The sequence below is a fragment of the Paraconexibacter sp. genome, assembly GCF_059438195.1.
The window spans coordinates 14219-36685 of sequence record NZ_JBLKKY010000033.1 but is presented as its reverse complement, the minus strand read 5'-3'; the positions used below and the strand labels follow the sequence as shown (position 1 = coordinate 36685).

At 73.2% G+C, this 22467-nt stretch carries 20 protein-coding genes; 6 read left to right on the top strand and 14 right to left on the bottom strand.

What is annotated here, in order from left to right; genetic code table 11:
- Positions 1-78 precede the first annotated feature (78 nt).
- Genes ACME2J_RS12545 through ACME2J_RS12535 form a run of 3 tightly spaced genes read right to left on the bottom strand, consistent with a single transcriptional unit; the run spans position 79 to position 3148 of the window.
- Positions 79-1134 (bottom strand): glycoside hydrolase family 113, encoded by a 1056-nt coding sequence (locus tag ACME2J_RS12545; RefSeq protein ID WP_495545258.1) that lies wholly within the window; start codon positions 1132-1134, stop codon positions 79-81.
- A gap of 37 nt (positions 1135-1171) precedes the next feature.
- Positions 1172-1522 carry a rhodanese-like domain-containing protein gene (locus ACME2J_RS12540; RefSeq protein WP_495545257.1) on the bottom strand — a complete coding sequence of 117 codons (351 nt, stop codon included), beginning with the start codon at positions 1520-1522 and terminating at the stop codon, positions 1172-1174.
- A gap of 48 nt (positions 1523-1570) precedes the next feature.
- Positions 1571-3148 carry an acyl-CoA carboxylase subunit beta gene (locus ACME2J_RS12535; protein ID WP_495545256.1) on the bottom strand — a complete coding sequence of 526 codons (1578 nt, stop codon included), beginning with the start codon at positions 3146-3148 and terminating at the stop codon, positions 1571-1573.
- A gap of 65 nt (positions 3149-3213) precedes the next feature.
- Here ACME2J_RS12535 and ACME2J_RS12530 point away from each other — a divergent pair, with 65 nt between their 5' ends.
- A complete protein-coding gene (locus ACME2J_RS12530; protein ID WP_495545255.1) occupies positions 3214-3819 on the top strand; it encodes a hypothetical protein in 606 nt (201 codons plus the stop codon).
- Between the two features lie 37 nt (positions 3820-3856).
- Here the strand turns inward: ACME2J_RS12530 and ACME2J_RS12525 are convergent, their stop codons facing one another.
- Positions 3857-4078: a DUF6458 family protein gene (locus ACME2J_RS12525; RefSeq protein ID WP_495545254.1), complete on the bottom strand. Its 222-nt coding sequence runs from the start codon at positions 4076-4078 to the stop codon at positions 3857-3859.
- 39 nt (positions 4079-4117) lie between these two features.
- Between ACME2J_RS12525 and ACME2J_RS12520 the strand changes: the two genes are divergently transcribed.
- Positions 4118-5278: an acyl-CoA dehydrogenase family protein gene (locus tag ACME2J_RS12520; RefSeq protein ID WP_495545253.1), complete on the top strand. Its 1161-nt coding sequence runs from the start codon at positions 4118-4120 to the stop codon at positions 5276-5278.
- 43 nt (positions 5279-5321) lie between these two features.
- On the top strand, positions 5322-5975 hold the full coding sequence (locus tag ACME2J_RS12515; RefSeq protein WP_495545252.1) for a metallopeptidase family protein: 654 nt from the start codon (positions 5322-5324) through the stop codon (positions 5973-5975).
- Positions 5976-6000: 25 nt separating this feature from the next.
- Here the strand turns inward: ACME2J_RS12515 and ACME2J_RS12510 are convergent, their stop codons facing one another.
- Positions 6001-7398 (bottom strand): class II 3-deoxy-7-phosphoheptulonate synthase, encoded by a 1398-nt coding sequence (locus tag ACME2J_RS12510; protein WP_495545251.1) that lies wholly within the window; start codon positions 7396-7398, stop codon positions 6001-6003.
- 168 nt (positions 7399-7566) lie between these two features.
- Here ACME2J_RS12510 and ACME2J_RS12505 point away from each other — a divergent pair, with 168 nt between their 5' ends.
- From ACME2J_RS12505 to ACME2J_RS12495, 3 genes are read left to right on the top strand one after another with little or no spacing between them, the layout of a single operon-like run.
- Positions 7567-8736, top strand: coding sequence for an acetyl-CoA C-acyltransferase (locus ACME2J_RS12505; RefSeq protein WP_495545250.1), 1170 nt, complete (start codon positions 7567-7569; stop codon positions 8734-8736).
- 58 nt (positions 8737-8794) lie between these two features.
- The gene (locus ACME2J_RS12500) at positions 8795-9676 is read left to right on the top strand and encodes an ABC transporter ATP-binding protein (RefSeq protein WP_495545274.1); all 882 of its coding nucleotides are present in this window, start codon (positions 8795-8797) and stop codon (positions 9674-9676) included.
- On the top strand, positions 9673-10506 hold the full coding sequence (locus tag ACME2J_RS12495; protein ID WP_495545249.1) for an ABC transporter permease: 834 nt from the start codon (positions 9673-9675) through the stop codon (positions 10504-10506). Before ACME2J_RS12500 ends, ACME2J_RS12495 begins: the two co-directional genes overlap by 4 nt.
- 13 nt (positions 10507-10519) lie before the next feature.
- Here ACME2J_RS12495 and ACME2J_RS12490 read toward each other — a convergent pair whose 3' ends face one another.
- The 9 genes from ACME2J_RS12490 to ACME2J_RS12450 all read right to left on the bottom strand — a co-directional run bounded on the left by ACME2J_RS12490 (position 10520) and on the right by ACME2J_RS12450 (position 22467).
- The gene (locus ACME2J_RS12490; protein WP_495545248.1) at positions 10520-11905 is read right to left on the bottom strand and encodes a wax ester/triacylglycerol synthase family O-acyltransferase; all 1386 of its coding nucleotides are present in this window, start codon (positions 11903-11905) and stop codon (positions 10520-10522) included.
- Between the two features lie 85 nt (positions 11906-11990).
- Positions 11991-12755 (bottom strand): SDR family NAD(P)-dependent oxidoreductase, encoded by a 765-nt coding sequence (locus ACME2J_RS12485; protein ID WP_495545247.1) that lies wholly within the window; start codon positions 12753-12755, stop codon positions 11991-11993.
- A 78-nt stretch (positions 12756-12833) separates the two neighbouring features.
- Positions 12834-13865: an L-histidine N(alpha)-methyltransferase gene (gene egtD / locus ACME2J_RS12480; protein WP_495545246.1), complete on the bottom strand. Its 1032-nt coding sequence runs from the start codon at positions 13863-13865 to the stop codon at positions 12834-12836.
- Positions 13866-13867: 2 nt separating this feature from the next.
- Positions 13868-15019, bottom strand: coding sequence for an SUMF1/EgtB/PvdO family nonheme iron enzyme (locus tag ACME2J_RS12475; RefSeq protein WP_495545245.1), 1152 nt, complete (start codon positions 15017-15019; stop codon positions 13868-13870).
- A gap of 194 nt (positions 15020-15213) precedes the next feature.
- Complete coding sequence (locus tag ACME2J_RS12470; protein ID WP_495545273.1) at positions 15214-17127, bottom strand: glycoside hydrolase family 15 protein; 1914 nt, start codon at positions 17125-17127, stop codon at positions 15214-15216.
- A gap of 270 nt (positions 17128-17397) precedes the next feature.
- The gene (locus ACME2J_RS12465) at positions 17398-18681 is read right to left on the bottom strand and encodes a hypothetical protein (protein ID WP_495545244.1); all 1284 of its coding nucleotides are present in this window, start codon (positions 18679-18681) and stop codon (positions 17398-17400) included.
- A 71-nt stretch (positions 18682-18752) separates the two neighbouring features.
- A complete protein-coding gene (pgl, locus tag ACME2J_RS12460; RefSeq protein WP_495545243.1) occupies positions 18753-19475 on the bottom strand; it encodes a 6-phosphogluconolactonase in 723 nt (240 codons plus the stop codon).
- The gene (locus ACME2J_RS12455) at positions 19472-21394 is read right to left on the bottom strand and encodes a glycoside hydrolase family 15 protein (RefSeq protein ID WP_495545242.1); all 1923 of its coding nucleotides are present in this window, start codon (positions 21392-21394) and stop codon (positions 19472-19474) included. Before ACME2J_RS12455 ends, pgl begins: the two co-directional genes overlap by 4 nt.
- Positions 21391-22467 (bottom strand): glucose-6-phosphate dehydrogenase assembly protein OpcA, encoded by a 1077-nt coding sequence (locus ACME2J_RS12450; protein WP_495545241.1) that lies wholly within the window; start codon positions 22465-22467, stop codon positions 21391-21393. The genes ACME2J_RS12455 and ACME2J_RS12450 overlap by 4 nt, the downstream gene beginning before the upstream one ends.

Here is a 22467-nt window from a genome sequence, read left to right as displayed (position 1 = left end):
TGACTCCTTGGTCGAAGCGTCTCGTCGTGCGACGCGACCGTAGCCCACGAGGAGCGAGAGGAGGGTGTCACCCTGGTCTCAACCTCCGTCGGCGACGGGCGCCGTCCCCGCGTACCGTCGCAGGATCTGCTCCGCTCGTGTGCCGGCTGGGCGGTACGAGCCGTCGGCGCGCCCCGAGTTGCGGCCGTCGAGCGACCAGTCCCACCACCAGATCCCGATGAACCAGGGGACGCGTCGCCACGCTTCGAACGCGGCGGCGTAGGCGACAGCCTGGGTGCGCGCGTCGACCGGCGCGCCGGGGTCGATCTGCGCGGGGAAGCTCGTCGCCCCGAGCCGGCTCGGGTAGCCGAGCTCGGTGAAGCGGACGGGGAGTCCGCCGACCCGGGAGCGAAGGGCGGCGAGGCGGTCGACGAACGGCCGCCACGCCTCGACGAGCTCGCCGACGCTCGGGGCGGTCGCGAGCCGCCCGTCGGTGAGCGGCATGTAGGCGTCGACGCCGATCGCGTCGAGTGCGTCCCAGAAGCCGACGTCCTCGGCGTCCTCGACCCAGTTCGCGGCGTAGGTGAGCTCGCCGTCGAAGACCCGCCGCACGTCGGCGATCACGCTGCGGAACCGCTGCTCGTGCGGCGCCATCGAGACGAGCTCGGTGCCGACGACGAACGTCTCGGCCCCGGCCGCGCGTGCGAGACGCGCGTAGTGGAGGGCGAAGCGATCGTAGGAGGCGAACCACGCGTCGACGTCGCCCGGCGAGATCTCCCCGCGGAAGGTGCCGTCGAGGACGTCGACGTGGGGCTTGACCGCGACGGCCATCCCGAGGGCGCGCGCCTCCCGGGCGGCGGCGAGGAGGCCGGCGTCGGAGGGCGTCTTCGCCGGCGCGGGGCGCACCGTGGAGGCGGAGGCGGTCGTCATGTACCAGGTCGGCACGAGGACGACGTGGGTCGTGCCCGTCTCGGCGAGCGCGCGGAGGGCCCGCCGGGCGTCCGGACCCGAGAACCCGCCGGGGACGTAGGCGGTCGCGTTCATCCCGCGCTCCCACCGCGGCCCGAGGAGGGGGGAGGAGACGACGCGGACGTCCGTGACGTCGCCGCCGCAGCCCGCGCCGGCGAGCGCCGCGAGCAGGGCGAGGACGGGCACGGCGACCTTGCCGCGCGACCGCCGGCGCCGGGGGCGGTCAGTGCTCGGCGACGACCCCGTCCTCCGGCACGATCGGGCGGCCCTCCTCGACCCAGCGCTGGATCCCGCCGGCCATCGAGTACGCCTCGTACCCGGCGCGCCGGAAGGCCTGGGCGGCCATGAGGGAGCGGGCGCCGAGCCGGCACTGGAAGACGATCGGCGTGCCCTTGTCGAACGTCTCCGCCTTCGAGGCGAGGCGCTCCAGCTCGACGTGCCGGGCGCCGTCGATGCGGCCGGCGTCGACCTCGTACTGCTCGCGCACGTCGACGAGGACGGCGCCCTCGCGGACGCGTCCCTCGGTCTCCTCGGGGCTCAGCTCGATGTCCGGGCTCGAGAGGGGGTGGCTCATGTCCACAGCGTACGGGTCCGCCGTCGGGCCGCCTCCGCGGCCCGACGGTCACACGCGCGGGCCGCGCACGCGGGGGCCCTCGTGCGGGACCTCCATCGCGACGAGCTCGTGGGCCCGGCGCGCCCAGTCGCAGAGCACCGGCCGGGTCGTCCGCGGATCGATGATCTCCTCGGCGCTGAAGCGCTCGGCGGTCCTGAACGGCGAGCGGACGGCGTTGAGACGCTCCGTGATCTCCCCGAGGAGCCGCTCGCGGCCGCCCTCGCCGTCGTCGGCGGCCTCGAGCTCACGGCGGTACGCGGCCTCGATCCCGCCCTCGATCGGCAGGGACCCCCAGTCTCCGGACGGCCAGGCGTAGCGGAGGTTGAGGCGCGATCCGTCACCGTGCCCGGCTCCCGCGACGCCGAAGACCTTGCGGACGAGGATCGAGACCCACGGCGTGCGGGCCTGGTGGACGGCGCAGAGCCACCGCCCGCCGCGACGCATCGTGTTCGCGCGCTCGCTCGCCGTCCCGATGACGAAGCCCGGCTGGTCGACGAGGTTGACGACGGGGAGGCGGAACTGGTCGGCGGTGTCGACGAAGCGGGTGAGCTTGTCGGCCGCATCGCCGGTGAGACCGCCCCCGTAGACCTTCGGGTCGCTCGCGATGACCGCGACCGGCCGGCCGTCGAGGCGCGCGAGCGCGGTGATCGCCGAGGTGCCGTAGCGACGCCCGGTCTCGAAGATCGAGCCGCGATCGAAGACGAGCTCGAGGATCCGCCGCATGTCGTACGTCCGTCGCGACTCACGCGGGACGATCGAGAGCAGCTCCTCCTCGCGGCGCTCGGGGTCGTCGGTCGAGACGGTGACCGGCGGCGCCTCCCACGCGTTCTGCGGGAGGTAGGAGAGGTACCGGCGGACCTGCGCGTCGGCGTCCTCCTCGTCGCGCGCCTCGTTGTCGACGGCGCCGGCGCGGGTCTGCGCGCGGGCGCCGCCGAGCTCCTCCTTGTCCGGCGTCTCGCCCATCGCGGCCGCGACGACCGGGGGGCCGGCGACGAAGAGCTGCGCGGTCCCGCGGACGATGACGCTGAAGTGCGACATGACCACGCGCACGGCGCCGAGCCCGGCGCAGGGGCCGAGCGCGACGCCGACGACCGGGACGCGGGCGAGGTTCGCGACGACGAGCTCGAACCCCGGCAGCGGCGGGACGTAGGTGTAGCCCCACGTCTCCAGCGTCTTGACGCTCCCGCCGCCGCCGGTCCCGTCGACGAGCCGCACGAGCGGGAGACGCAGGTCGTGCGCGGCGCGCTCCGCCCACACCATCTTCTCCCAGATCGCCGCGTCGGCCGCGCCGCCGCGAACGGTGAAGTCGTCGCCCTGGACGACGACGCGGCGGCCGTCGACGTCGCCCTGGCCCACGATCATGTTCGCGGGGAGGACGTCCTCGAGCGACCCGTCGTCGGCGTAGCGCCCGACGCCCGCGAGCTTGCCGGTCTCGTGGAACGTCCCGTCGTCGAGGAGCGCCGCGATCCGCTCGCGGACGGTCCGGCGGCCGCTCGCCCGTTGTCGCGCGACGCGCTCCTCGCCGCCCATGCGCTCCGCGAGCTCCTCGCGGCGGCGCAGCTCGTCGAGCTCGGGTTCCCAGGACATGCCGGCGCACGCTACCGCGCCAACCCGGCCGGGAGCCGCGCTCGCGGCTGCGATCATCGTCCGCCGTGCTCGCGTCCCGCGTCCTTCCCGCCCTCGCACTCGCCGCCGCCTCGCTCGCCCTCGGCGCGTGCGACGACGCGTCCTCCGGTGCCGGCGCGCCGCCGCCGGCCGCGGTGGAACGCGACGGCGAGCGTCCGGCGCCCCGGTCGCCGCTGGCCCTCCCGGCGGGGGTCCCGACCGCCGCGCAGCCCGGGGCGACGCCTCCCGCGACGGACCGGCGCGTCATCAACGCGTGGCTGAGGGCCGTGCGGGAGGGTGACGTCGAGCGGGCCGCCGGCTACTTCGCGGAGCCGTCGACCGTCCAGAACGGCACGCCGGTCCTCACGCTCCGCAGCCGCGAGGCGCGGGAGGAGTTCAGCGGCTCGCTGCCGTGCGGCGCGATCGCGACGGGCTACGGCTACGCGGACGGCTACGTCATCGTCGAGTTCCGGCTCACCGAGCGGCGCGGCGGCGACTGCATGGGCGCCACGGGGCTCACCGCGCGCGGGGCGATCAAGGTCGAGGACCGCCGGATCACGGAGTGGTACCGGCTCGGGAACTCTCCCGGAGAGGCGCCGTCCCCGCCGGGGTCCGGGCCGTCGGTCCCCCCAGGGGCAGGGGACCTCGTCTGACGTCCGCGCGCCGGGTTCGCGCGCGCGGACGCCCGGATCAGCGCGGCGGCGGGTCGTAGTGCGGGTCGCGACGCTCGCGCACGACCGTCTCTCGGTCGCGCTGCTGCATGAGGAAGAGCGCGAGGACGAGCCCGGCGGCACCAACGATCATGAGGATGAGGCCCGCCGTGGCGAGGTCGACGCCCTCGATGGCGTCGTCGACCGCGTACCGCAGGATGGCGCCAGAGGCCAAAAGGAAAAGAGCGGTTCCGATCTGCATGACGAATCGGTACCCATCTGCGGCCAATACGATGCGTCCATGACCGTCTCGTCCCACCCCGACCTCTACGACATCCCGCAGGAGTTCCTCGACTTCCGCGACCTCGTGCGCCAGCTCGCGCAGGAGCAGATCGCGCCGCGGGCAGGCGACATCGACCGGTCGGGTGAGTACCCGTGGGACATCCGCAAGCTCCTCGCCGAGCAGGACATCCTCGGCCTGCCGTTCGCGTCCGAGCACGGGGGGACCGGCACGGGGACGCTCATGCTGCAGATCGCGGTGGAGGAGATCGCGAAGGTCTGCGCGTCGAGCTCGCTCATCCTCATGATCCAGGAGCTCGGCTCGCTGCCGATCACGCTCTTCGGCACGGACGAGCAGAAGGAGAAGTGGCTGCCGCGGCTCGCGACCGGCGAGATCTCGCCCGCCTTCGCCCTCTCCGAGCCGGAGGCCGGCTCCGATCCCGCCTCGATGCGCACGCACGCCGTGCGCGACGGCGACGAGTGGGTCATCAACGGCCAGAAGAACTGGATCACGAACGCGGGGATCGCCGACTACTACATCGTGTTCGCGAAGACCGACCGCGAGTCGAACCGCATCAGCGCGTTCATCGTCGAGTCCGACCGCGACGGCTTCGACCCGGGCAAGATGGAGCACAAGATCGGGATCAAGGGCTCGCCGACCGGGCAGCCGGTCTTCACCGACGTCCGCGTCCCGCACGAGAACATGATCGGCGCCGAGGGCAAGGGCCTCGGAGTCGCGCTCGGCACCCTCGAGCGCACGCGCCTCGGCGCGGCCGCCCAGGCCGTCGGGATCGCGCAGGGCGCGACCGACTACGCGAACGAGTACGCCAAGGAGCGGATCGCCTTCGGCAAGCCGATCAACCAGCTGCAGGGCATCCAGTTCAAGCTCGCCGACATGGAGACCGGGACGGCTGCTGCGCGCGAGCTCCTCTACAAGGCCTGTGCGATGGTGGACCGCGGCGTGAAGTCGCCGCTGCTCGGCAAGTACACGTCGATGGCGAAGCTGTTCGCGTCCGACAACGCCATGCGCGTCACCGTCGAGGCGGTGCAGGTGCTCGGCGGCTACGGGTACGTCAACGAGTACCCGCTCGAGCGGATGATGCGCGACGCGAAGATCACCCAGATCTACGAGGGGACGAACGAGATCCAGCGGGTCGTCATCTCGCGCGCGATGGCCGCGTAGACCGACCCTCGCGCCGGGGCGCTGCGCACGTCACACTCCGCTCATGCGCTTCCGACGTCCATCCGAGCTCGTCCCGCTGCGGACGATCCTCTTCTCGGCGGGGATCGCGCTGAGCCTCGGGCTGACGGCGATCGTCCTCATGCGCGGATGGAGCGCGAGCACGCCGCTGCGCCTCCTCGAGACGCTCGCCGTCATGGTCGTCGTCGCCTCGGCGCTCTTCGGCGCGATGGCGGCGATCGGCCTGCGGCTCGCGGACTGGCAGGAGCCCGAGAGCGAGGAGGAGTTCGACGTGATCGTCGAGCGAGCGGAGCGCCTCGCGCGCGACGGCACGTACGCCGAGCCCGACGAGACGGACTTCCTCGACCTCGACCCCTACGACGACGACGACTTCGAGGAGCTCGTGCGCGATGCGCTCGACGACCTGCCGGACCTCCTCCGGCGCCTCCTCGACAACCACAACGTCGCGGTGGTCATCTCCGACGGCGGCCGCCGCAACCACGCATACGGGCTCTACCAGGGCGACGGCGCGACGCGCGACGACTTCCCCGACCGCATCGTCATCTACCGCGACACGCTGCGGCGCGACTTCGGGCACGACCCGGAGATGCTCCGCGACCAGGTGACGATCACCGTGCGCCACGAGCTCGCCCACCACGTCGGCTTCGACGAGCTGGGCGTCCGCGACCTCGGGCTGTAGGAGCGCCGGCGCGCCTCGCGCACGCCTAGGGCAGCCGCACCGTCGGCGCCCGCCGCAGCATCTCGGCGACGAGGAACGAGAGCTCGAGCGACTGCTGCGTGTTGAGGCGCGGGTCGCACGCCGTCTCGTAGCGGCTGCCGAGCTGCTCGTGCGAGATCTCCTGGGCGCCGCCGAGGCACTCGGTGACGTCCTCGCCGGTGTGCTCGACGTGGATGCCGCCGGGATGCGTGCGCAGGGAGTGGTGGACCTCGAAGAAGCCCTCGACCTCGTCGTAGACGCGGTCGAAGTGACGGGTCTTGTGCCCGCTCGGCGACTCTTCGGTGTTGCCGTGCATCGGGTCGCACTGCCAGACGACGCGATGGCCGGTCTCGTGCACCGCCTCGACGATCGGCGGGAGCGCCTCGCGGACGTTCTCGTTGCCCATGCGCGAGACGAGCGTGACCCGCCCGTCGACGCGGTTCGGGTCGAGCCGCTCGACGATCTCGACCGCCTCCTCCGGCGTCGTCGTCGGGCCGATCTTCACGCCGACCGGGTTCGCGATGAGCGCGGCGAGCGCGACGTGGGCGCCGTCGAGCTGGCGCGTGCGGTCGCCGATCCAGAGCTGGTGGGCCGACAGGTCGTAGAGACGGTCCTCCTCGAGGCGCAGCATCGCCCGCTCGTAGTCGAGGACGAGCATCTCGTGGCTCGAGAACATCTCGACCGTCCGCAGCGCGCTGTCGTCGACGCCGCACGCCGACATGAAGCGCAGCGACCGGTCGATCTCCTGCGCGACCGCCTCGTAGCGCTCGCCGGCCGGCGAGTGGGCGACGAAGTCCATGTTCCACTCGTGGACGTGGTGGAGGTCGGCGAGCCCGGCGCCGGTGATCGCGCGGGTGAGGTTCATCGCGGCGGCCGCGTTCGCGTAGGCCCGCAGGAGGCGGACCGGGTCGGGGATCCGCGCCTGGGGGTCGGGCTCGAAGGCGTTGACCATGTCGCCGCGGTAGGAGGGGAGGCCGAGCGCGTCGATGTCCTTCGACCGCGGCTTCGCGTACTGGCCGGCGATCCGGCCCACCTTCACGACGGGCATCGAGGTGCCGTAGGTGAGGACGACCGCCATCTGCAGCAGCGTGCGGATCGTCCCGCGGATGTGGGCCTCGGTGTTGTCGACGAACGTCTCGGCGCAGTCGCCGCCCTGGAGGAGGAACGCCTCGCCGCGGGCGACGGCGCCGAGGTGCGCCTGCAGCCTGTCGACCTCGGTCGGCACCGTGATCGGCGGGACGGACTCGAGGAGCGCGCGGACCCGGGCGAGGTAGTCGGGGTCCGGCCAGCTCGGCTGCTGGAGCGCCGGGCGCGCGAGCGCGTCGTCGAGGGCGTCGCGGAGGTGCTGCGGAAGCGGGGGAAGGTCGGGCAGGGCCTCGACCGCGATGTCGATCGTCCAGTTCACGGGACAAGGAAGCGTAAGGGTCGGGCCGCGGAAAAGCGCCGCGCTAGCATGTCCGGGAGGAGCACGCCCGATGCGCGGCTCCGCCGGACCCCGTGGAGTGCGACCGCCGGGGACACCGAAGCCCGTGGAGTGCGACCGCCGGGCATCACAACCGAAAGGACATGTCACATGTCGGAAGCCGTCATCGTCGATGTCGTGCGAACCCCGGTCGGCCGGGCCTTCAAGGGCTCGCTCGCGAGCCTGCGTCCTGACGAGACGCTCGCCTACGTCGTCGACCAGGTGCTCGACCGCAACCCCGCGGTGGACCCGTCGTCCGTCGAGGAGCTCGTCGCCGGCTGCGGGCTGCCGCAGGGCCTCCAGGCGAACAACATCGGCCGCCTCGCGGTCCTCCTCAGCGAGAAGCTCGGCCAGGAGGTGAACGGGTCGACGATCAGCCGCTACTGCGCGTCCGGCCTCGACGCCATCCGCGTCGCGGCGAACAGCGTCGTCGCCGGCCAGGGTGACGTCTACATCGCGGGCGGGGTGGAGTTCGTCAGCCGGTACAACGCCGCGCAGGAGGCCGCGCACCCCGAGGACCAGAACGAGAAGCTCCAGGGCAAGGAGCCCGGGCAGCCGAACGCCTACATCGCGATGGGTCTCACCGCCGAGAACGTCGCCGAGAGGTACGGCGTGACGCGCGAGCAGCAGGACGAGTATGCGAAGCGCTCGCAGGACCGGGCGGTCGCGGCGCAGGAGTCGGGCTTCTTCGATCGCGAGATCGTGCCCGTGACGCTCGCCGACGGCACGGTCGTGAGCAAGGACGACGGCCCCCGGCCGGGGACGACGATGGAGAAGCTCGCGACGCTGAAGCCGGCGTTCAGGGAGGACGGCGGCACGGTGACGGCGGGCAACGCGTGCCCGCTCAACGACGGCGCGGCCGCCGCGATCGTCATGTCGGCCGACAAGGCGAAGGAGCTCGGGCTCACGCCGCGGGCGCGGATCATCACCGCGGCGACGTGGGGCAACGAGCCCGAGTACATGGGCGTCGCGCCGATCGGCGCGATCAAGAAGGTCCTCGAGCGGGCCGGGATGTCGATGAGCGACGTCGACGTCGTCGAGCTCAACGAGGCGTTCGCCGCCCAGGTCCTTCCGATCGCCGACGAGTGCGGCATCGACATGGAGAAGCTCAACCCGCACGGCGGGGCGATCGCGCTCGGCCACCCGTTCGGCATGACGGGCGTCCGCATGATGGCGACGCTCCTCAACGATCTCGAGACGATGGACAAGTCGATCGGGCTCGAGACGATGTGCGTCGCCCAGGGCCAGGGCGAGGCGCTCATCGTCGAGCGTCTGGGCTGATCTCGTGGCGATCCCGGCGGCCGTGGCGACGGAGACCAGCACGGCGCTCGCGATCCGCATGCGCGGAGTCGTGAAGCGCTTCGGACCGATCACCGCGGTCGCCGGGCTCGACCTCGACGTCCCGGCGGGGACGTGCGTCGGCCTCCTCGGGCCCAACGGCGCGGGGAAGTCGACGACGATGAAGCTCCTCACGGCGCAGGCGATCGCCGACGAGGGCGAGCTCGTCGTCCTCGGGCATCCGCTGCCCGGGGAGTCGAAGCTCGCCCGTGCGCGCATGGGCGTCGTGCCGCAGCTCGACAACCTCGACACGACGCTCACCGTCGAGCAGAACCTCCGCGTGTTCACGCACCTCTACCGCGTGCCGCGCGAGGAGCGCGAGGACGCGATCGGCGCCGCGCTGCGGATCGCGAACCTCGTCGAGCGCGCGGACGCGAAGGTGACCGAGCTCTCGGGAGGGATGCGTCGGCGGCTCCTCATCGCCCGCGCGCTCGTCCACGGGCCGCCGCTCGTCCTCCTCGACGAGCCGACGGTCGGCCTCGACCCGCAGATCCGGCAGGAGCTGTGGGCGCTCATCGACCGGCTGCGCAGCGAGGGGACGTCGATCCTCATGTCGACCCACTACATCGAGGAGGCGGAGCGGCTCGCCGACACCGTCGTCGTCATGGCGGCGGGCAAGGCGGTCGACGCGGGTCCGCCGAAGCAGCTCGTCGCCGCCCACGTCGGCCGCGAGGCGGCCGAGGTGTACGGGCCGCCCGACAAGCTCGCCGAGGCGGAGCGCGTCGCGCGGATGGCCGGCATCGCGACGCGGCGCACCGGGACGAGCGTCTCGCTGCTGCGCGTCGAGGACGCGCCCGCCGGCGTCGTGCCCGACGACGCGATCCGCCGCTCGACGGCGCTCGAGGACGTCTTCGTCCTCCTCACCGGGGAGGAGGTCGAGTGAGCTCGCTCGCCGACGCCCCCGCGCCGACCGCCGGCGGTGAGCCCGCGCCCCGTCGCCGTCGACCGCGACGTCTCGAGAGCGCCGCGCTCGCCGGCGTCCTCGTCCGCGAGGTCATGAACTTCGCCTCGTACTGGCGGTCGGCGACGTTCTCGGCCACGGTCGAGCCGACCGTCTACCTCCTCGCGTTCGGCTTCGGCTTCGGCGCCCTCATCAACGAGGTCGGCGGCCTCGAGTACATCGAGTTCGTCGGCACCGGCACGGTCGCGACCGCCGTCCTCTTCTCGGCGGCGTTCGGGTCGATGTACGGGTCGTTCATCAAGCGGGAGTTCCAGCGCACCTACGACGCGATCCTCGCGACGCCGGTCGACACGGAGGAGCTCGTGACCGCCGAGATCCTCTGGCTCGCCGCGCGCGCGGGGGTCTACGGGTGCGTCCCGCTCCTCGTCGCGATGGTCTTCGGCCTCGACCCGAGCTGGGGCATGCTCCTCGTCCCGTTCATCGCGATGCTCGCCGGCTTCGGCTGGGCGGCGTTCGGCACGACCGTGAGCGCCTCGGCGGACACGATCGAGAACTTCAGCTACATCCAGAGCGCGGTCCTCACGCCGCTCTTCCTCACGGCCGGGACGTTCTTCCCGCTCTCGGAGCTGCCGCGCGGCGTCGAGCTCGCCGCGAACCTCAACCCGCTCTACCACACGGTCCAGCTCGTCCGTCACGCGACGTTCGGCTTCGAGGCCGGGGCCGACCTCATCCACCTCGCGGCGCTCCTCGCGTTCGCCGGCGTCCTCTGGCGCATGGCGATCCGCAGGACGGAGCGGCGGCTCGTGGTCTGACGGCGGCGCGCGTCTACGTCGCCGTGGTGAGGACCTCGTCGAGCGAGGCGACGAGCGCGTCGCGGGCGACGCTCACCGGCGGGTCGAGGTCGCGGTCGGCGGTGAGCCCGAAGCAGACGCGGCCGTCGTAGCTGATGATCCCGACGTTGAGCCCCTGGGTCGACGGGTTGAGCGGCACGGCCGGGTAGACCTCGAGGAGACGGCGCCCATTGAGGTAGAAGGGCACCTGGGGTCCCGGCACGTTCGAGACGACGAGGTTGAACGCGCGCACGCCGCTCATCGCGCGGGCGAGCGACGAGGAGGCGAGTGGCGGGGCCCAGCCGCTCGCCTCGACGAGGAGAGCCCCCGCGCGGACCGCGGCGGAGCCCTTGATCTGCGTCATCGTCGCGTGGACCCGCGCGATGCGGTCGGCAGGGTCGGCGAGGTCGGACGGCAGATCGACGAGGACGGTCGAGATGCGGTTCCCGCCCTCTTCGCCCTCCCGCCGGACGCTCACCGGGACGAGCGCGACGGGCTCGCTCGACGGCGAGGAGCCCGCCGCCTCGAAGTAGCGGCGGAGCATCCCGGCGACGACGGCGAGGATGACGTCGTTCACCGTGCCGCCGGATGCCTTCGCCGCGGCCTTGATCGCCGCGAGCTCGGCCTGGTGGAACGCGTACCGGCGGTTCGGGCCGATCGGCTCGTTGAGCGGCGTCATCGGCGCCGCCGGCCGCTGCCGGGCGAGCTCGACGAGGAGGTCGGTCGCCCGCCGGAGGTCGCCGGCGGCCCGCGTGGGGTCGGCGTAGCGCCACGGGGCGACCATCCCGGCCCACCAGCGCGCGCCCTTGAGGGTGCGCGTCGCCTGCGAGAACGGCAGCTTGACGAGATGGCTGCGGCGGTCGTAGCGGCGCGGGGTCCACTCCTCCGCCGGCGGCAGGTCGAGGCCGTCGGGCGACGGGTCGAGGACCACCGTCCCGATGTCGATCGCCGCGACGCCGTCGACGAGGGCGTGGTGCATCTTCGGGATGAGGGCCGTCCGGCCGCCCTCGAGCCCCGAGACGACCGTCATCTCCCACAGCGGGCGGCTGCGGTCGAGCTTCCGCGACATCTCGAGGCCGACGAGCGTCGCGAGCTCGTCCCGGTCTCCCGCTCCGCCCAGGGTGACCTGCCGGACGTGCCAGTCGAGGTCGAAGGCGTCGTCGTCGACCCAGACGGGGTTCGTGAGGCCGGGCGCGGGCGAGGCGAGCTTCTGGCGGTAGCGCGGGATGAGATGGAGGCGCTCCTCGAGCCGGCGGACGATCTCCTCCCGGTCGACGCCCTCGCCCGGCTCGAAGACGAGCAGCCCGCCGACCGACATCGTCACCGGACCCTGCTCCGCGGCGAGGGAGCTGCGGTCCGCGGCGGACAGGGGGTCGGTCATGCCCCGACCCTATCCGCGAGCCGCAGGATCGTGACGTCCTGCGACGCGATCCTGCGGCTCGCGGGGGGAGGGGTGCGGGAAAGGGCTACTTCGGCGCCATGCGCAGGGCGCCGTCGAGCCGGATCGTCTCGCCGTTGAGCATCGGGTTCTCGGCGATGTGGGCGGCGAGGTCCGCGAAGACGGCGGGATCGCCGAGCTTGGACGGGAACGGGATCGACGCGCCGAGCGCCTCGCGCGCCGGCTCCGGCAGCGTGGCGAGGAGCGGCGTGTCGAAGAGGCCCGGGGCGATCGTCACGACGCGGATGCCCGAGGGGGCGAGGTCGCGGGCGGCCGGGAGGGTCATGCCGACGACGCCGCCCTTCGAGGCGGAGTAGGCGACCTGGCCGATCTGGCCGTCGAACGCGGCGATCGACGCGGTGTTGATGACGACGCCGCGCTCACCCGCGTCGCCGACGGGCTCGTTCTCGAGCATCGCGGCGGCGGCGAGGCGAAGGACGTTGAAGGTCCCGATGAGGTTGATCCCGATGATGCGCTCGAAGTCGGCGAGCGGGTGCGGGCCCTTCTTCCCCGCGACCTTCTGCGCGATCCCGGTGCCCGCGCACGTCACGCAGATGCGCAGGCCGCCGTCGGCCTCTCGCGCGGCGGCGACGGCCGCCTCGACCTGGGTCTCGTCGCGCACGTCGCACGCGACGAACTCCGCGCCGAGCTCGGCGGCGAGGCCGGAGCCCTTCTCCTCGTTGACGTCGGCGATCGTCACGTCGGCGCCGGCCGCCGTGAGCTTGCGCGACGTGGCCTCGCCGAGACCCGAGGCGCCGCCGACGACGAGTGCTCCACTCCCAGAGATGTTCATGCGCCGGACCCTAGCGAGGGTCCGGCCCCGTGCCACGCGTCAGGTGCGCGCCGTCCCGACGGGCGCCGGGGGCGCCGCTCAGAGGCGCCGGGCGAGGGAGAGCGCGAACAGCTCGTCCTCGTCGGTGTACATCTTCGCGAGGTCGAGGCCCGCCGCGGCGAGGTCGCCCTGCAGGCGCTCGGGGGTGAACTTCGCGCTCACCTCGGTCCGCATCTCCTCGCGCGCCTCGAAGTCGACGGAGATCCCGAGGACCCCGAGCGTCACCGTCTGCCTCCGGACGCTGCGCAGCCGCATCTCGATCCACTCGTGCTCGCGGTCGTAGAACGCGACGTGCTCGAAGGCGTCGAGGTCGAAGTCCGCGTCGAGCTCGCGGTTGAGGACGCGCAGCACGTTGAGGTTGAACTCCGCCGTGACGCCGGCGCTGTCGTCGTAGGCCGCCTCGAGCATCGAGGGGTCCTTCACGAGGTCGGTGCCGAGGAGGAGGTGGTCGCCCTGATCGAGCATCCCCGCCATGCGCCGCAGGAAGCGCCGGCGGCTGCCGGGCGTGAAGTTCCCGAGCGTCCCCCCGAGGAACGCGACGACGCGCGAGCCGCCCTCGCCGGTGGGGGGCACGCGGTCGAGGTGCCGCTCGAAGTCGCCGACGATCCCGTGGACGGCGAGGCCCTCGTACTCGTCGGCGAACGTCGCCGCGACCTCGCGGACCATCGACTCGGTGACGTCGAAGGGGACGTAGCGCCGCAGCGTCCCGGCCCGCGTCATGGCGTCGAGGAGCACGCGGGTCTTCGCCGCGGTCCCGGATCCGAGCTCGACGAGCTCGGTCGCCCCGGTGTCCTCGACGATCGCGTCGGCGCTCGTCTCGAGGATCGTGCGCTCGGTCCGCGTCGGGTAGTACTCCGGGAGCTCGCAGATCCGGTCGAAGAGGATCGCGCCGTGGGCGTCGTAGAAGTGCTTCGGGGGGAGCTCCTTGAACGGCTTCGTGAGTCCGTCCAGGACGTCCTCGGAGAGCGATCGCTCGCCTCCCGCGGAGAGGTAGGAGCGCACCTCGACCCGCTCGTGCGGCGGGGCGTCGTGCGTCGTCGTGGCACGGGTGGAACCGGTGTCGGTGCTCATCCTCACTCCTCGTCCATCGCCAGGCGCACCCCGGCGAAGATCTGCCTGCGCTGCGGCAGGTCCCAGTTGCGGAACGTCGTCGTCGCGACGCGTGGGTCCGCGGCCCACGAGCCGCCGCGCAGGACGCGGTAGTCCTTGTCGAAGAAGACCTCGGAGTACTCCCGGTACGGGTGCGCGCGGAAGCCGGGGTAGCCGGAGAAGACCGTGGACGTCCACTCCCACGCGCAGCCGCGGCCCTCGAGGAGCCCGCCGGCGCTCTCCGGGTCCTGCTCCCAGGTCGCCGCCCTCTCCCACTCCGCCTCGGTCGGAAGACGCGCGCCGTGCGCGCGGGCGAAGGCGTCGGCCTCGAACCAGGAGACGTGGCACACCGGAGCGTCGGGATGCCCGTCCCTGATCGCGGGGTGACAAGCGATGTCCTCGTCGAGCTTCCACGCCCAGCCCTCGCGGGACCACCACTCGCGGCGCTCGTATCCGCCGCCCTCGGTGAACGTGAGCCAGCTCCCGATCGTGACGGGGCGCGAGCCGATGCGGAACGCGGGGACCTCGACGCGGTGGCGCGGTCGCTCGTTGTCGTAGGAGAAGACGCCGGCCGGGGCGCCGAGGTGGTGCGTGCCGGCGGGCACGCTCACCCAGTCGCCCTCTCCGAGCTGCGGCAGCGCGCCGAGGCCGTCGGGGAGGAGGCCGGCGTGGCGCATCGCCTGGAGCATCGTCTCGGTGTGCTGCAGCTCGTGCTGGAGCACCATCTCGTGCAGCGTCCCGTCGCCCGGCCCGATGCGCTCCAGGACGTCGAGTGTGCGGCCGCGGACGGCGTCGAGCTCCGCGAGAGCCTCGTCGTGACGCAGGATCTCGATGTCGCCGCGGACGGCGCGGGGCGTCTCGAAGGCGTCGTAGAGCGCGGCGAGCTCCGGACGATGGAGCGGCTCCCCGCCGTGGCGGTGGACGAGCCAGAGATCCTCGTAGGCGGCGATGTGCCCGAGGTCCCAGACGAGCGGCGAGAGGATCGGGTCGATCTGCCTCTCGACGTCCTCGGTCGACAGGTGCGCGACGAGCCCGAGCGTGCGCTCGCGGACGGCGGCGAGGTCCGAGGCGACGGCCTCGGGGGACACCTCCGCGGGCGCAGGTGGAGCGGGGGCGGGGAACGTGCGGACGGTCATGTCTGGGCCGGTCCTCCCAAGGGACACAGCCTACGGGGCGGACTCCACGGCCCCTACCCGATCTGCGCCGAGTTCATCGCGCGTTCACGACTGTGGGACAAAGTGGCGCGTTGCCACTCTTCCGTGAGTCGAACCGGATTCCGGAGGCGCCAGGGCACCCTCAGAATCCGGTTCGACGCCTTTCGGCGCGGGGCCTACTCCGAGACGGGGGCGTGCTCCTCGTCGCGGATGACGTGCATCACCGCGTTGATGAGCGCGAGGTGCGTGAACGCCTGCGGGAAGTTCCCGAGGTGCCGGCCGGTCGCGGCGTCGAGCTCCTCGGCGTAGAGGTCGAGCGGGCTCGACAGCGACAGCAGCCGCTCGCAGAGCTGTCGGCCGCGCGTCCGCTCCCCGATCTCGAGGAGCGCGCTCACGAGCCAGAACGAGCAGATGAGGAACGTCCCCTCGTGGCCCGAGAGGCCGTCGTCGGTCTCCTCGGTGCGGTAGCGCAGGACGAGCCCGTTCTCGGTGAGCTCGTCGGCGACCGCGAGGACCGTCGCCTGCACGCGCGGGTCGTCGTGCGGGAGGAAGCGCACGAGCGGGATGAGGAGGCAGCTCGCGTCGAGCGCCGTCGTCTCGTAGTGCTGCGTGAAGACGCCGCGCCCGTCGACGCCCCGCTCGCAGATCTCGGAGTGGATCTCGTTGGCGACCTCGCGCCACTCGTCGGCGAGATCGTCCTTGCCGCGGCGGGCCGCGAGCCGGGCGCCGCGGTCGAGCGCGACCCAGCACATGAGCTTGCTCGATGTGTAGTGCTTCGGCTCGCCGCGCGCCTCCCAGATTCCCTGGTCGGGCAGCCGCCACGTCTCCATCGCCCGCTGCACCTGGTCGGCGATGACCGGCCACAGGCGCTGGGAGTTGTGCCCGTACTCCTTCGTGTGGAGGTAGAGCGAGTCGAGGACGGCGCCGTAGACGTCGTTCTGACGCTGGTCGTGCGCGCCGTTGCCGATGCGGACGGGCTTCGCGCCCTCGTACCCGGAGAGGTGGTCGAGCGTCTGCTCGGTGAGCTCGCGCTCGCCGCCGATCCCGTACATGATCTGGAGGCCGCCGTCGTCGTTGCGCTCCGCATCGGCGACGAACTGGATGAAGTCGTCGGCCTCCCAGTTGAGGCCGAGCGAGTTGAGCGCCGACAGCGTGAACGTCGCGTCGCGCATCCACGTGTAGCGGTAGTCCCAGTTGCGCTCGCCGCCCGGCGTCTCCGGGAGCGAGGTCGTCGCGGCCGCGACCATCGCGCCCGTCGGTGCGTACGTGAGCCCCTTGAGGACGAGCGCCGAGCGCTGGAGGTGCCCGCGCCAGCGGTGGTCGGGGAACTTCCCGTCCGCGAGCCAGCCGCGCCAGAACTCCGATGTCGTCTGCAGCGCGATGTCCGCCTCGAGCACGCTCCTGGGTCCGTCGAGCAGGCGCGACCAGGAGAGCGCGCAGAACCGCGTCTCGCCGGTCTCGAGGCGGTGGCGCGCCCGTGCGCAGCCTCCCTCGATGCCGAGCCGCAGGTCGCTGATGAGCCGCATCCGCTGGTTCCCGGCGCCCGTGGCGTCGACCGCCATCGGGTCCCCCTCGACGCGCTCCCACAGCGCCGGCTCGCGACCGTAGTCCCACATCGGCTCGCAGAGCAGCTCGATCTGCGCCTGGCCGTGGATGCACGTGATGGTGCGGACGAGGACGTGATGGGCCTCGAAGTCGGTCGGCGGCCGCGTGTGGGCGGTCGCCGCACCCTGCTCGCGCTCCCGCCAGTGGCCGATGACGAGGGCGTCGCGCACGACGAGCCACCCCGTCGGCGTCATCCACGTCGTCTCGAGGATGTTCGTGCCGGGCTCGTAGCGCCGGCCAGCCGGGACGCCCATCGACGAGGGGCCGAGGCGGAAGCCGCCCGCGGAGCGGTCGAGGACCGCGGCGAAGACCGATGGCGCGTCGAACCGCGGCGGGCAGAGCCACTCGACCGTGCCGTCCGGTGCGACGAGCGCCGCGGTGTGGCAGTCGGACAGGAACCCGTAGTCCGCGATCGGCGGAAAGGGGGAGACGGCCGGGAGGCGCTCGACGAACGGCGTCGGGTCCGCCTCGAACGGCGTGTCCATGAACGGGTCCATGCCGCCGCGGCGCGGCGGATGGCCGCCGGCACGGCTGCCGGCGCCCCCCTTGCCGCGGACGGCGGGATGGATCGGCGCCCCGTTCGCCTCGCGGCCCGTCGGAGCGCCGGGCCCGGTGGGACCGCTCGGGGCGCTGTCGTCGGACGTCGTGGGGTCTGTGGTCGCGCGCTCGGGCGGAGGAGTCACGTCCACAGGATTGCGCAGTCCCACGGGCACGACCACCTGCCGCAAGCGATGATGCCGCGGACGCGGCCGAGCTCAGCGGACCCGCAGCCTGAGCACGACGGTCCCGAGGCGGTCGAGCCGCTTGCCTCGCGGCGCGCGCACGGTGACGATCACGCGGTCCCCGGGAGCCTCGATCGCGTGCAGCAGCTCGAACATCGCGAAGTCGGGGATCTCCCCGCTCCCGGGCACCTCGGGGCCGAGGTCGTCGCCGTCGAGGAGCTGGTCGGCGACGCGGATCGGCGTGCGCATCGCCTTCTGGCGGCCGCTTCGCACGTCGATCGAGATCGGGACGATCGCGAGCCGGTGCCGGCGCCTGTCGCCCTCGCGACGCACGTACCGCGTCGTCCCGGCGATCGAGATCGCGCGCCCGTCGATGACGAGCGGCTGGGTGTACGTCGGCTCGTCGGAGTACCCGCGGATCGGGACGGTGCCGCGCTGCGTGAAGCGCTCGTCGAACTCGAGGTCGTCACGCAGCTTGACGATGATGTCGCTCGCGCCGGAGAGGAAGCCGCCGTCGACCGGCGTGAGGAAGTCGAGCGCGCCTCCGCCGACCGCGCTGTGGCCGACCGACCGCGTCCCGCTCGCGTCGATCGCGAAGGTGAGCGGCGTCGTCTCGTCCTCCGGGCCGCTGCCCGGCAGCTGGTTCTCGCCGACCACCGCGACCGCGCCGCCGGCGCCCGGGGCGAGATCGTGCACGGCGTTCTCCGCCGGGCCGTCGTCGAAGTCGGTGATCCAGACGCCGCCGGTGCCGAAGGAGGGGTCGGGCCTGCCGTCCGAGAGCAGGCGCACGACGACGTGGGAGCGCTCGGTCGGCCCGTCCGAGCGCACGACGCCGCCGACGAGGATGCGGCCGCCGGGCACGAGCGCGACGGCCCGCGCCTGTCCGGTCGCGTCGAGCATGGCGGACCCGCCGGGGCCGAACGAGCGATCGGGCCGCCCGTCGGGGCGGAGCTGTGCGACCGCGAACGACGGCTCTCCATCCACGTCGCGGCTACCGGCGAGGAGGACGCTCCCGTCGGGCCGGCGGACGGCGTCGACGACCGAGCCGCGGTAGACCCACGAGCCGCGGGTCCCGAAGGTCCGGTCGAGGCGGCCCGAGCCGGTGAGCCGTCGCAGGACCGTGCGGGACGAGGTTCCGTCGACGAGCAGCGTGCGGCCCTTCGAGAGGGGGACGGCCATGTCGATCTGCTGGCTGAGTCGCACGACGCCGCGGTCGCCGAAGGTCCTGTCCGTCGAGACGGAGGCCACCGCGGGGCCGGCCGTCGTGGCGAGGGCGCCGCAGATGAGCGCGGTGATCAGGTGCGCCTGGCCTCGCATGGCTGCTCCCGTCGTCGTGGACCGTCCCCCGGCGCAACGCTAACGCGCCGGACGGCCGGCGTCGAGGCCGGTCAGGCGAGCTCGCCCGCCGCCTCGGTGTCGGCGACGACGACGAGGCGGTCGCGCCGCAGGAGCGAGGCGGGCGTCGCGGGCGAGCGCGTGCCGAGCGCCCGGGCGAGCGCGTCGCGCTTCTCGCGGCCGGTGACGGCGAGGAGGAGCGCGTGCGCCTTGGAGAGCGTCTCGAGCGTGAGCGTCACCCGGTCGGGCGGCGGCTTCGGGGCGCCGCGCACGGCGAGGACGCGCGGCCCTCCGGCGAACGTCTCGAGCTCGGTCGAGGACGGGAAGAGCGACGCGGTGTGACCGTCCTCGCCGAGGCCGAGGAGGACGAGGTCGAGCCGCCGGACGCCGAGCTCCTCGGCGTAGCGGCGCGCCGCGGCGTCGGGGTCGTCGAGCTCGCCGAGGACCCGGTGCTCGGAGGCGAGCCCGTGACCGCGGCCGGCGAGGAGCGTCTCGTGCACGAGCCGGTGGGTCGAGTCGGGATCGTCCGGGGGGACGCAGCGCTCGTCGGCGTACCACACGTGGAGGTCCCGCCAGGGGAGGTCGCGGCCCGCGAGAAGCTCGTACGCGCGTCGCGGCGTCCGGCCGCCGGAGAGGGCGACGTGGGCCTCCCCGCGCGCGACCGCCGCGACGCGGACCGCGCGCTCGAGGCGGTCGGCGATCTCGCCGGCGACCGCCTCCGCGTCGCGGACGACGACGAGCCGGCTGCCTCCGGGGCCGGGCCGCTCACCGCTCACGACTCCCTCCGCCGGGCGTTGAGCGCGGGGTGGCTCGACGCGTGCTCGCGGTCGGCGCGGATGACGTGGAGGACGGCGTTGATGAGCGCGAGGTGCGTGAAGGCCTGGGGGACGTTGCCGAGCTGACGGCCGCTCGCCGGGTCGATCTCCTCGGCGTAGAGGAGCAGCGGCGAGGCGTAGCCGAGGAGCCGCTCGCAGAGCGCGCGGGCCTGGGCCGCCTCCCCGATCTCCGCGAGCGCGCTCACGAGCCAGAAGGAGCAGGCCGTGAACGCGCCCTCGTCGCCGCGCATCCCGTCGTCGGTCTCGTGGACGCGGTAGCGCGCGAGGAGGCCGTCGACCGCGAGCTCGTCGCGGACGGCGTGGACGGTGGCGACGATCCGCGGGTCGTCGGGCGGCAGGAACCGGACGAGGGGGAGGAGGAGCGTGCTCGCGTCGAGGGCGCTCGTCCCGTAGTGCTGGACGAAGACGCCGCGCTCGTCGACCCCGTGCTCGCACACGTCGGCCCGGATCGCGTCGGCGGCCTCCTGCCAGCGGGTTGCCCTCTCGTCGTCGCCGCGCAGCCGGGCGAGCCGGGCTCCGCGATCGCACGCCACCCAGCAGAAGACCTTGGACGTGACGAAGTGCTGGGGCTCCCCGCGGATCTCCCAGATGCCGCGGTCGGGCTCCCGCCACCTCTCGATCGTCGTCTCGACCTGGTGGACGACGATCGGCCACATCGACTCGGGCAGCTGGTCGCGCGACTTCGTGTGGATGTAGACCGAGTCGAGGTAGGACCCCCACACGTCGTGCTGGTTCTGGTCGTAGGCCCCGTTGCCCACCCGGACGGGCCGCGCGCCCTCGTAGCCGTCGAGATGGTCGAGGGTCCGCTCGGTGAGGGTCTTCTCCCCGTCGATCCCGTACATCACCCGCAGATGGGGGTCCTCGCGCGCGACGTCGAGGATGAACGCGAAGAAGTCGCTCGCCTCCCAGTCGAAGCCGAGCGAGTAGAGCGCCCACAGGGAGAACGTGGAGTCGCGGATCCACGCGTACCGGTAGTCCCAGTTGCGCTCCCCGCCCGGCGTCTCGGGGAGGGAGGTCGTCGTCGCGGCCGTGAGCGCGCCCGTCGGCGCGTAGGTGAGGCCCTTGAGGGTGAGCGCGCTGCGCTGGAGGTACGCCCGCCAGGGATGGTCCGGGAACTCGCCGCGCGCGAGCCAGTCGTGCCAGAAGTCGGCGGTGACGACGAGCCGGTCGTAGGCCTCCTGCGAGGTCCGCGGCGCGGCGTGCTCGGTCCACGAGAGCGCGAGGAACGCGGTCTCGCCGTCGTGCAGCGTCGAGCGCAGGACGGCGTGCGCGCCCTCGACGCCGAGTCGCAGGTCGCTCGTGAGCGTCAGCGCCGGCCCGTCGCCGCCGTCCGCCGGCCGGCCGGTGACGACGTGGTACCCGTCCTCCGCGTACTCCCAGGCGACGCGACGCCGGCCGTAGTCGAGCTTCGGGTCGCAGTCGGCGCTCATCTCCACCGACCCGTTGACGCATCGCATCATCCGCAGCAGGACGTGATCGGCGTCGTGGTCGTTCGGCGCCCGCCGGTGGGTGTGGGAGCGCTCGTCCTCGTGGTGCCACGGGCCGACGAGGAGGAGGTCGCGGACGACGACCCAGCCGGTGCGCGTCTGCCACGTCGTCTCGACGATCATCGTCCCGGGCACGTAGCGACGGCCGGCAGGCACCGTCATGCCGGTCGGGGCGAGCCGGAAGTAGCCGGCGTCGCGGTCGAGGAGGGCGCCGAAGACCGACGGGCCGTCCATCCGCGGGAGGCACATCCACTCGACGCTCCCGCTCGGCGCGACGAGCGCGGTCACCTCGCAGTCGGAGAGGAAGGCGTAGTCGCCGATCGGCGGGAAGGGGCTGCCGCCGAGGGTCGTCGCCCCGATCGACCACCTCATGCGACGAGCCTCTCGGCGATCCGGAGCGCGGGAAGGTAGGTGGGGTCGCGCAGGAGAGCCTGGCGGATCCCCTCGCCGAGGATGCCCGACTCCCCCCGCGAGGCGCCGAGGAGCGTCCACTGCGCTTGCTCGGACCCGGGACGCGCGCGTGTCGCGCGCAGTCCTCCGGGCGCGCGGTCGAGCGCGAGCGACGTGCCGTCGGCCGTCGTGAGGGTGAGTCCGGAGAGCCCGGGGACGTCCTGCCCGCGGGCGACGCGGAGGTCGACGAGGACCTCGTCGCGCCGTCCGCGCAGACGTGCGCATGCGCCGGAGTCGCTGCGGACGAGTCCGGCGGCCTCCCAGCCGAGGCGGGACGCGAGCCATCCGGCGAGGAGGAGCGCGGCCGCCAGCGAGGCGTGGTGGTAGCGGATCTCCACGCGGCTGAGCGCCTCGAGGGCGGCGCGCCGCCCGGGCGGGTCGAAGGTCGCGGCGATCCGCTCCCGCCATGGCGTCGAGCGGAGCCACGCGAGGTCGACGACGTACGTCTCGCCGCTGAGGTCGAGCGCGCGGCGGATCGCCGCCGGCGGGTCGGGGTCGGCGACGGAGTCGACGAGCGCGATCTGCGCGACCTCGAGCAGGGCCCGCACGGCGTCGTGGTGCCCGTGCGGCGCCCATGCGACGGTCGGCACGTCGGGCTTCGCGAGCGGGTCGATGATCGACGAGAGGTGCGCGAGGTGTCTGGGCCCGAGATCGAGCACGATCGTCTCGCGTGCCGGAGCGAGCTCGCCGGCGGCGACGGCCGCGGGCGGCGCCGCCTCGGCCGAGAGGGTCGCGAGGGCGTCGAGCGTCGTGCGTCCCTCCTGCACGGCGCACACGATCGTCCGGGAGGGGTGGTACCGGCCGACGCGTGCGAGCCGGTTCGCGATCTCCCCGCTCCACGCGCGGTCGACGACGACGACGAGGTTGAGGACGCGGGTCGTGACGGTGGAGGGATCCTCGCGCTGGCGGTCGGCCTCGAGATCGCGGACGCCTTCCGCGATCTCGGACGGCGTCGCGTCCTGCGCTCCCCACACGGTGTCGGTCGTCGTCGGCAT